The organism is Chitinivibrionales bacterium (genome assembly GCA_014728215.1).
GTDB lineage: Bacteria > Fibrobacterota > Chitinivibrionia > Chitinivibrionales > WJKA01 > WJKA01.
Genome location: WJLZ01000011.1, coordinates 1 through 10,154 on the forward strand (window position 1 = coordinate 1; position 10,154 = coordinate 10,154).

The 10,154-nt window shown below is 44.5% G+C and carries 8 protein-coding genes; all 8 read left to right on the forward strand.

Features of this window, described 5'->3' with window-relative positions; all coding sequences use genetic code 11:
* Nucleotides 1–623: 623 nt before the first annotated feature.
* The gene (locus GF401_00665; GenBank protein ID MBD3343556.1) at nt 624–1,697 is read left to right on the forward strand and encodes a hypothetical protein; all 1,074 of its coding nucleotides are present in this window, start codon (nt 624–626) and stop codon (nt 1,695–1,697) included.
* 370 nt (nt 1,698–2,067) lie between these two features.
* Nucleotides 2,068–3,354: a hypothetical protein gene (locus tag GF401_00670; GenBank protein ID MBD3343557.1), complete on the forward strand. Its 1,287-nt coding sequence runs from the start codon at nt 2,068–2,070 to the stop codon at nt 3,352–3,354.
* Nucleotides 3,351–4,289, forward strand: coding sequence for a glycosyltransferase (locus GF401_00675; GenBank protein MBD3343558.1), 939 nt, complete (start codon nt 3,351–3,353; stop codon nt 4,287–4,289). Before GF401_00670 ends, GF401_00675 begins: the two co-directional genes overlap by 4 nt.
* Before the next feature lie 19 nt (nt 4,290–4,308).
* The gene (locus GF401_00680) at nt 4,309–5,373 is read left to right on the forward strand and encodes a glycosyltransferase (protein ID MBD3343559.1); all 1,065 of its coding nucleotides are present in this window, start codon (nt 4,309–4,311) and stop codon (nt 5,371–5,373) included.
* A 50-nt stretch (nt 5,374–5,423) separates the two neighbouring features.
* Nucleotides 5,424–6,392 (forward strand): glycosyltransferase, encoded by a 969-nt coding sequence (locus GF401_00685; GenBank protein ID MBD3343560.1) that lies wholly within the window; start codon nt 5,424–5,426, stop codon nt 6,390–6,392.
* A gap of 41 nt (nt 6,393–6,433) precedes the next feature.
* Nucleotides 6,434–7,621, forward strand: a complete 1,188-nt coding sequence (locus GF401_00690; protein MBD3343561.1) for a glycosyltransferase — start codon at nt 6,434–6,436, stop codon at nt 7,619–7,621.
* Nucleotides 7,593–9,101: an undecaprenyl/decaprenyl-phosphate alpha-N-acetylglucosaminyl 1-phosphate transferase gene (locus tag GF401_00695; protein MBD3343562.1), complete on the forward strand. Its 1,509-nt coding sequence runs from the start codon at nt 7,593–7,595 to the stop codon at nt 9,099–9,101. The genes GF401_00690 and GF401_00695 overlap by 29 nt, the downstream gene beginning before the upstream one ends.
* A gap of 211 nt (nt 9,102–9,312) precedes the next feature.
* Nucleotides 9,313–10,154: aminotransferase class I/II-fold pyridoxal phosphate-dependent enzyme (locus GF401_00700; protein MBD3343563.1), on the forward strand; the 842-nt coding region annotated here is incomplete at its 3' end.

The following is a 10,154-nucleotide window of genomic DNA, read 5'->3' on the forward strand; positions in this document are numbered from 1 at the left end:
GAATCGCCAACTGTAAGCGGTGATGATCTCAAGCGCTGTCAGGCTCAAGTCTGTGCACAAAAAAATGGATTTGCCTTTTTTGGGATCGATTATCAGCACGAAACGAACCAACTTATTATAAAGATCGTCGTCAAGCTTCTAGTATAATAAGGATAAAAATGTAATTTACCAGCCCCTGTGCACAATAAACCGGCATCGGGTAGAGAACTTGGCACTCTCAAGTATACATCCTGCAGATAAAAAAGGGATTGACGGAAGTTTATAAATCTGGCATGGGCGCTGGCTGTGCGTGAAGTGAAAGGAAGGTATCGCCAGTCTTTGTTAGGTACTTTTTGGGCGGTTTTGCAGCCGATTTTTTATATGGTCATCTTCACGTTTCTTCGGGGTTTGCTTGATATCTCAAGGGAGGGCATCCCGTATGCCATTTTTATCCCGGTGGTATTTCCACTCCGCTGTGAGGAGATCATAACCCATACTCTGGCGAGCATGGCGACCTGATTTCCTGCGAAGAGATATCCGGGCTGATTAAGCTCCTGCTGAACCAGCCGCAGACAACTTTGTACAAGAAAGTCGTTTTCTTCCCCAAGTCAGAGTTGCATTCTGACGACTGATAAGGAGTTTTAATGAACAGGAAGAAAAAACTCAGCCTTGGCAAGAAACTGCTGTTCACCGGGATACTTTTGTTATTCCCGCTAATACTATTTGTGATTTTCGAGCTATTTTTGAGGATCGTGCTCCCGCAGCCGCCAAGAGGGTTTTCAGATTCTCTTTTCACTTCCAGGGATGGGTTGACGATTGTCAAGCCGTATATCAAGGGCGCGCAGTACTCCAGAGAGTTTGACGTGCCTGTGCATGGAAACAGATTTGGATACCGTTGCGGTGCATGGAGTAAGGGGCTTGCTCTGGACTCGGAACTGCCGAAGTGTGTGATCGTCGGCGACTCATTTGCTTTTGGATGGGGGGTTGGAGGTGATGAGGTGTTCACAAATTTCCTCAATGATAAGTTTCAGTATCTTGATCTTGGAATTCCAGGGGACGGTCCTGTTCAGCAGTACAATCGCCTGAAATGGGCTTTCGACAATGTTAAGAACATCAAAAAGGCGCTGCTGCTTTTGTATGATAACGACATGAGCGAGTTTAATCCGGAAAAAGGCGGGAATGGAAGAAGAAGTAACCGGAAGCCGCAGCCCGTACCGCTGATGGCACGGGTCAAAGACGCTGTCCTGAAGCTGCATTCAGTAAGGTTGATTTCCAGAGTCATAGACAAGATGGGGCTCTCTGACTCTTTTGCCTCCATGTTCGGCTTTGAGCAGCTGAGAAAAAGGGTCATAGTCAAGGATATAGTTATCCATAAGAAGGACTTTCATAAAAGTGAAAGATGGAGATGGGCTGAAAAGGTATATAAAGATATTGTGGAACTCTGCACTGAAAATGGAGTTGAACTCAGCGTGATCAGAATAGTTCCAGTGTATTTTCTGGAACTTCCATTGCGCAAGCATTACCTGGATTCTTACGGGATAGCAGAAACGGAATACGATTTCGGACAGACCGGACAGAGACTTTCTGGTATTTTCTCTGATTACAGGGAGTTTGCCCCTGACTCTGATGGACTTTATTTCAAATATGATATGCACCTGAATAAAAAGGGGCACAAGGCCCTCGCCGAATTCATGAATAATAGCGTTTTGATTGACTAAACATGCGCATGTTCGCGTGAGTTTCCATATTTGGTAGTGCTTAACTCAACTTTCTGAGGAGGTATTATCGTAACAGCTCAATAACCCGTGGTAGTAAACAAACACCACGATTATCTGTATGTTCTATTGCCAGTCACTTAACGTGTATTCAAGAAAAAAAGTTGTAAGGTGGAGGTGGAGGTGGAGGTATTACCTGGATTCAACACATTCTGTCGGATTGATTCAGATAGATCAGGAATACGGCCGATTCTTTGAGTGGGTCTTAGAGGAATTGCCAAAACGATCTTTTGGAATGGATATACCCTTTCATTGGAGGCAAAATGAATATCACAGCTCTTCTTTCTAGGTTAGAGCTTCAATGAATTTAGCTATGTATCCCGGCTATTTACTATTTTTTCTTATGCTATTCGTCCCGGCCAACTACCAAATGATCAAGCTTTTCCTTCTAATTACAGTGCTGGTCATCGTTTCTTTTCGATTATTGAGAGATTTCAAGTTCCATCTCCACCCTGTTGTTCTTCTGTGGACAATATTTTATATCTGTCTGGGAGCATCTTGGATTTTCACGGGATATAGAAACGCTGCACCAGGCGCGATTCCGGTGGCAACGGTTTATCTCCTTTGGCCGGCTGTTTTTTGTTTCTTCATAGCAGGAGGCATCGATGAAAAAATCTTTATCTCGCTGTCGAGAATCATGCTCACCACTACGGTAATCATCAGTCTATATGGTTTCAGTTATATCCTGCACTCGGTAGGTTGGCTTCCCGATTACCTATATCTTCCCATAAATCAACATCAACGGATTGGATTCGCTGAGGGGACGATAGAAGCAGACTTGTACTCTTTAGATTCCCTCCTGTTTTTAGTTCCGTTCAGCCTCTCCATGCTCATGAGCTGGCCGAAGGACCATTCGCCACCGGTTTCTAGATGGTTTCTCTGGTTCGTCAATATAGTAGGCATAGCAATGGTTCTGCTTAGCGGCCGGCGGGCATTGATTTTGGTGGTGGCTGTATCTCCGCTAATGACATTTACACTTCAGTGGTTTCTCGCGGACTCGGTTAGGCGGAGAAGCCTCGTTCTGCCTATGAAAATCGGCGTTCCGTTAAGCTTACTATTTGTAGCAACCATTTACTATCTGCAAAAAACAATGGGATTTAGCATGTGGTCGACGGCTGAAATGATCGGCCAAGGATTCCATTTTGATTCTTACCTACCTGCAATGATTCGGAAAAATCAATTTGCCGCTCTTCTGAAATGTTGGTCTGAATCTCCTTGGTTTGGCAAGGGATTGGGTGCAACCTGCACCGAATTCATGCGTTCGAGAGATCTCCCATGGGCTTACGAACTAACCTATCTAGCGTTGCTATACCACACAGGAATATTCGGTTTCCTGGCATATGCCTCCGGCATTATCTGGATCTTCGTCAAGGGGGTTCAAATAATCCGATCCGATGCGTTCCTCGGACTTATGATCCTACCCGTTCTCATAGGATTGGGCGCATTTCTCATTGGCAACGCATCCAATCCCTACCTCACCAAATTCGATTCCGTGTGGACGGTTTTTCTTCCAATTGCCATTATAAACCACTGGCTGCTTAAGACACAGCAGTACACCGAAATTGCAATATCAAGGCTCCCGGAAGTCTCAACCCTATGACTGATCCGTCCTTAGACATTATGATTGTAAACTGGAATGCAGGGGTGCAGCTTCGTGAATGCCTCTCTTCAATACAATCAACCCGAAAGTCAGGGGTAGACCTTCGACGTGTGGTGGTAATAGATAACGGGTCCATGGATGGCTCAGCGGATAATATGGATGAGCATAATCTGCCTGTGAGGATTATTAAAAATGAGAAAAATTTGGGTTTCGCTACTGCCTGCAACCAAGCTGCCAAGAGCACAACTGCCGATTATCTGCTCTTTCTGAATCCGGATACTCGATTATTCTCAGACTCGCTTATCACGCCGATTCTATACTTAGAAAGACGGGAAAACAGCCAGGTCGGAATTCTTGGGATACAACTTGTCGACAATAAAGGAATCGTCGGCCGCACCTGTGTACGATTTCCTGATCTCAGAGTTTTCCTTGCGACCTTGTTCGGTCTCCATAGATTGTTCCCCAAACGCTTTCCGGGTTTATTTATGACTGAATGGGATCATCTTGAAACTCAAGAAGTAGACCAGGTCATGGGAGCATTTTTCTTGGTACGTCGTCATCTATTTCAATGCTTAGGCGGCTTTGATGAGAGATTCTTTGTCTATTACGAAGATTTGGATTTTGCACTCCGTGCCAGGAGAGCTGGATGGAAAAGTATTTTTTTTGCAGAAGCAAAATGCTTTCACCGGGGAGGAGGTGTCTCCCAACAAGCGAAAGTGCAAAGGCTTTTCTATATTCTACAAAGCAGGATTCTTTATGTTGTAAAACACTTCCAAACATCCACAGCCATAATGATCATTTTTATGACCCTTTTTTCCGAGCCTCTCTTTCGGTTAACCTGGTCTGTGATGCGATGCCGTTTTAGCGAACTCATAGAACTTTTCTCGGCTTACATGCTGTTGGTAAATTGGTTGAGGAAATATCCAGAACCCTGATAATTATCGGAGGCTATGAATGAAGGTTTTGGCCTTGGCTCGATACGGCCGCCTTGGATCAAGTAGCCGAATTCGAATATACCAGTACCTGCCATTTCTAAAGGCGCATGGGCTTGACGTTACTGTTAGTTCTCTTTTGGATGATTCTTATTTGATTGATCTATATTACGGGAAGGTAAATCAGATAGGTTCAAGGATACGCCCATATCTGAAAAGATGGGCTCATCTAAGGAAACGGAATGAGTTCGATCTACTCTGGGTGCAGAACGAACTATTCCCTTGGATTCCTGAACCACTCGAATCGATACTAAGGGGTTCTAATCTGCCTTGGGTACTCGATTACGACGATGCATGGTTCCACCGATATAACCTACAATCAAATTCTCTGATCGTAACACTTTTAGGGAAAAAGATCGATTCTCTTATTCGCTCTGCTGACTGTGTCTTTGTTGGAAGTAAATATCTATATGACTATGCGGAATCACTCCGATCGGATGGCTTGGTTTATCTTCCAAGCACTGTTGACACACGCCGTTACTCCATTATCAAAAAGCCGCAAGGACCATTTACTATTGGCTGGATTGGCAATCCTCAAACGGCGACTTACATAGGACGGATTCAGCCGGTACTAGACCAGTTTTGCGAACGAACCGGTTCCCGTATTGTCCTAGTGGGGGCGGGTACGTACAATGCAGCTCCTTTCGGGATTGTCCTCCCCTGGAATGAATGTACAGAAGTCGAGGAGATTAATTCCTTCGATGTAGGAATAATGCCCCTCGCTGACACGCCATGGGAGAGAGGAAAATGTGGCTATAAACTTATTCAGTACATGGCATGTGGCAAGCCAGTTATTGCCTCAATGGTTGGGGAAAATACTTCCATAGTGGACCATATGATAAACGGATATCTGGTTGAATCAGAAAGTCAGTGGTATGAAGCCCTATCTTTCTTGTTAGCCAATCCGAAAGTGGCTAAGGCAATGGGGGCTTTAGGTAGAACCAAAGTTGAAAAAAAGTATTCACTTAATGTAACCGCTCCCGTCCTGTTAAAGACTATTATAGATTATGGTTGTCGTAAAAACTAAACTTTTCGACGCAAATAATGTTTGTATTTTCATTTATCTGAAAGTTATAGTTGTTGTTGAACTATATAAAAAGGAATGAGTATGAGATCAAGAGTTCTAATGATTTTTTCAAGGTTGAGTACGTGAAGTCCCAACCACTAGTAAGTGTAGTGCTCCCAACATTTAATCGAGAATCTTCGATAAACCGGGCTATTCAGAGCGTTATTAATCAAACATACAAGAGGTTTGAATTGATCGTGGTAGATGATGGTTCTACAGATTCAACTGAAAATGTAGTGAAAAAAACAAAAGATCAACGAATTAAATACATTAAGTTCTCAGAAAATTATGGCGCAGCAACGGCTCGCAATGAAGGTGTGCAACAAGCGCAAGGTGATTATGTAGCATTTCAGGACAGTGATGATGAATGGATGCCAAATAAATTAGAGAGGCAAATGTCTTGTTTTGCTTTAGCAGCTAATAACGTCGGAATGGTATACACAGATATGCTACGAATATTTGAAAATGGTAAGACCACCGTATTGTTTGCTCCAAATGTAGTTAAGGGCAAAATTATGGATAAAAAAGAGCTGGAGTATCAAGCATTTGGAATCGGACAAGTAACAGCCGTTATTAGGAAGAATTGTTTTGATTCAGTAGGATACTTTGATTCATCATTACCCCGATTTATCGATATGGAATTCTTTTTGCGACTTACTCACCAATTCGATGCGATTCGGATTAACACGCCCTTGGTTAGATGCTACGAATCAGAAGGCATTAGTTCTAATAAAGCGAATGGCGTTAAGGTACGTTTGCGTTTTTTGGAAAAATACAAGGATTCGATTAGCACTCAATTTAAAGCCTCTCAGTATGCAAAAATTGCAGAACTTCTTTTTTCTCTGCGCCAGTATCGCCTATCTGTCGAGTATCTATTTAATGCGTTCCAATTGTCGCCGGGATGTATTACAATATGGAAGACTGGATGTAAGATCGGGTACCAAAAAATATTAGGCAATATCTGCAAAGCCCCTTTCTAAATTAATGCGTTTGATTATTTTTTACCTGATATTTGTATAAGATGTTAAAAAATCTACATATAATTACACGCCTGATTCGCGGAGGGGCGGATGAAAGTGTCCTTTCTCTTGTGATGGGTTTAGAAGAAGCCGAATATGAAGTGATGTTGCTCGTCGGTGGTGACTCTGACCCTGTTTACATCGAACAATATAAAGAACACGTTAATATTCTTCAAGAACCTTCTTTACGTCGAAATATCAAACTGTTTTGTGATCTATTATCTTTTTGCAGAATTTATCAATATATAAAAAAAGAGAAATTTGATATTGTACACACTCATACGGCAAAAGCTGGATTTATCGGTCGCATAGCTGCAAAACTGGCCGGTGTACCGATTATTATTCATACCGTGCATGGCATCACTTTTCACGAATTCACGCCTCCAATTCGAAGGACTATATATTTGGCCTTTGAAAAGATTGCCGCAAGCATCACCGACAAGTTTATTGCAGTTGGAAGGGACTTACAAAATTATTACCTTCGGAATAGAATAGGAAGATCTGAACAATATTCGATCATCCACACGGGAATGGATATTGAGCGATTTTACCAGGCGGGGAACCTCCCTGTGAACATCATTAAAAAAAAACGTCTTGAATTTCAAATCTCTTCTAAAAGCATCATTATAGGAAAAGTGGCCCGGCTAGATTTCGGAAAAGGCCAGCAATACCTTATTCAGGCCGCTCCAAAAATAATCAACCATTTTCCGGACGCTAAATTTATTTTTGCTGGTGAAGGACCCTATCGAAAGAAATTAGAAACAATGGTCAAAGATCTGGCTTTAGATGATCACGTTTTATTTACCGGTTTTCGCAGGGATATTGAAGAAATGATTGCCATGTTCGATATCGCTGTTTTCACATCTTTATGGGAGGGCCTTCCCAGGGTGGTGGTACAGTATATTGCTGTGGGAAAACCCGTTGTAGCCTTCGATATCGATGGTGTGGCAGAGTTGGTAAAAAACGGTGTAAACGGCTTTACGGTCCCGGCCAAAGATGTAGACCAATTGGCAAAGCGAATCATAGAACTGCTTGATCATTTGCCAAATTCTAGAATAATGGGGAAGAATGGACGTCGATTCATAGACGAGAGTTGGGGAATTGACAGGATGGTAACTGAAATCGATCAAGAATACCAACTGCTATTGAAAAAGAAGCATCATGATGGAAGCCAAAGCCTTTATTGCTGATTTTTTTTTCATATCATTTTCGGCCTTTTTGATAAGTTTCCTATTAACGCCGATCATAAGAAAAAAATGTCAGAAAAAACAAATATTCGATATTCCATGCCTTCCCAGAAAGATTCATCCATACCCAATTCCAAGATTGGGCGGAATCGCCATCTACTTCTCATTCTTCCTGCCTCTGTTCGCCTACTTTTTGGGCAAGACCGAAAGCGACGCATTTTTAGGTCAACACTTCGGCACCCTTGCCAGTCTGTTGATCACAAGTTCTCTCGTATTTGCGATCGGCGTATATGATGACATACGGGGAGCGACGGTCCCTCAAAAACTATCGGTTCAATTTTTTGCCGCTCTATTGCTCTATTTTTTCGGCTTCAAGAGTCAGTTGATCAGTATTCCGTTTTTCGGTTCGGAATCTCTTGGTTTTCTATCGTTTCCGGTTACTGTTCTGTGGGTGATCGGAATTACGAATGCGATCAATTTCATCGATGGCATCGATGGATTGGCCTGCGGCGTCGGTTTTTTTGCCGCATCCACGATGCTGATCCTTGCTTTGATTCTCCAGAATCCCTTGACCGCCATTTTTGCCGCCGCCCTTGCCGGCGGAATATTGGGGTTTTCGTATTATAATTTTTCGCCCGCATCCATATTTTTAGGAGACTCCGGGAGCCTTTTCATCGGTTTCATTATCGCCACCATATCCTTGCAGGGATCACAGAAAAGCTCCACCGTCGTGATCCTGTTAATTCCGATTATCGCTTTGGGGATTCCGATCGCCGATACCCTTTTGGCCATCATCAGGCGAGTCGGTAATGGGCATTCACCGTTCAAGGCGGATAAAGATCATATCCATCATCGGCTCTTACGATTGGGACTTTCCTCGCGCCAGGTCACCCTGCTGCTTTATACGATATGTATCCTTCTCGGGGTCACCGCCCTGTCCATGACCGCTGTAAACAATCGATTACTGACACTCATTCTGCTCATCCTAGGGGCAACCATCATCGGAGGGATGAAAATCCTAGGTTATACGGCGGATATGCTCCAGATGAACGCGATGGCCAGAGAACGAATCGAGCAAAAAAAGCGGATGATGAAACGACAAAAAGATGCACGAAGGGTCCTGTCGATTCTCAATACTGCGAACAGCTTTGTCGACCTGCAGCAGTGTACTGAAAAATACTTTTCACTACTGGACTTCGATGCTGTGGTCTTCTCAATTTCGAACTCGGAAAATGGGAATGGTAACCTCCAATGTCGATGGCAATCTCCTGGGTATGAGGAAATTCCAGAAGACCAGTTCTGGACCATGAAAATCCCACTGGTATTCAGCTGTGCACCCCAGGGAGAATTACAGACCCGAAAAGCTGTCAGCGCAAATATTGCGTACCTGGAAGATATGATCATGATCGAAAATTTTAAGGTCGCAGCGGAACGGGTGTTATCCCGAATATGGGAAGATAAGGGTACGCCACTGCAGGGATGAGCGGCCTCGATTTCGAATCACGCTTTATATGGAAAAAACCCTTTCCGAATCGATGATGATTCTGAAAAGCCTCCAAAGAGAGATTGCAATTTGATAAAAATCGGATATGCTCCGCACAAAGATGTTGCTACACATTGGCAAATAGAGAAGTGGCTCTGAGACAAATCAGATCGGTAGATCGATCCTCCGTTTGAAAGCGTGTGAATAACAAATGAGCCTTCGCAATGAGATTCTCCCCTTCTCTCCCCCCCTGATCGGAGACGAAGAGATCGAGGCGGTGGTCGATACCCTGCGGTCCGGCTGGATCACCACAGGTCCGAAAACCGCCCGCTTCGAAAAAGCTTTTGCAACCTACCTCGGGGCACAGAATGTGCTCGCTCTGAGTTCCTGCACGGCCGGACTTCATATCACACTGACGGCATTGGGCATCGGCAACGGCGATGAGGTCATCACCACCGCCATGACGTTTCCCGCGTCGGTCAGTGTCGTGGAACATGTCAGAGCGCGACCGGTCCTCGTGGACGTGGAACCGGACACCCTCAACATCGATGTGGCCCAACTGGAAGCCGCGGTGTCATCCGCCACCAAAGCGATCATCGTGGTCCACTATGCTGGGCATCCGGTCGATCTCGATCCCATCGGGCAGATTGCAAGGAACCAGGGGATCCCGATTATCGAAGATGCGGCCCATGCCGTATCGGCCAAATACAAGGGGCGGCCCATCGGGTCGAACGGAAATCCGGTTTCGTTCAGTTTCTATGCCACCAAAAACCTGACGACGTCGGAAGGAGGGGTACTCAGCGGTGAGAAAGACTTTTTAGATCGAGCCAGGATCATTAGTCTGCACGGCATCAGCAAGGATGCCTGGCGGAGACGGGGAACAGAGGGAAGTTGGTATTATGAAGTGATATCACCCGGCTTCAAGTACAACATGACCGACATCCAGGCGGCCATCGGGCTCTGCCAGCTCAAGAAGCTCGATGCCTTTCAGCGCCGCCGGCGCCAGGTGGTGGACGCTTACAACCGCGCATTTTCGGAAATGGGGGTCTTCGA

What these genes read in the sequence shown, in the direction of transcription:
- GF401_00695 (MBD3343562.1), top strand. Translation starts at nt 7,593, where the DNA reads ATGATGGAAGCCAAAGCCTTTATTGCTGATTTTTTTTTCATATCATTT.
- GF401_00670 (MBD3343557.1), top strand. Translation starts at nt 2,068, where the DNA reads ATGTATCCCGGCTATTTACTATTTTTTCTTATGCTATTCGTCCCGGCC.
- GF401_00665 (MBD3343556.1), top strand. Translation starts at nt 624, where the DNA reads ATGAACAGGAAGAAAAAACTCAGCCTTGGCAAGAAACTGCTGTTCACC.
- GF401_00690 (MBD3343561.1), top strand. Translation starts at nt 6,434, where the DNA reads ATGTTAAAAAATCTACATATAATTACACGCCTGATTCGCGGAGGGGCG.
- GF401_00675 (MBD3343558.1), top strand. Translation starts at nt 3,351, where the DNA reads ATGACTGATCCGTCCTTAGACATTATGATTGTAAACTGGAATGCAGGG.
- GF401_00680 (MBD3343559.1), top strand. Translation starts at nt 4,309, where the DNA reads ATGAAGGTTTTGGCCTTGGCTCGATACGGCCGCCTTGGATCAAGTAGC.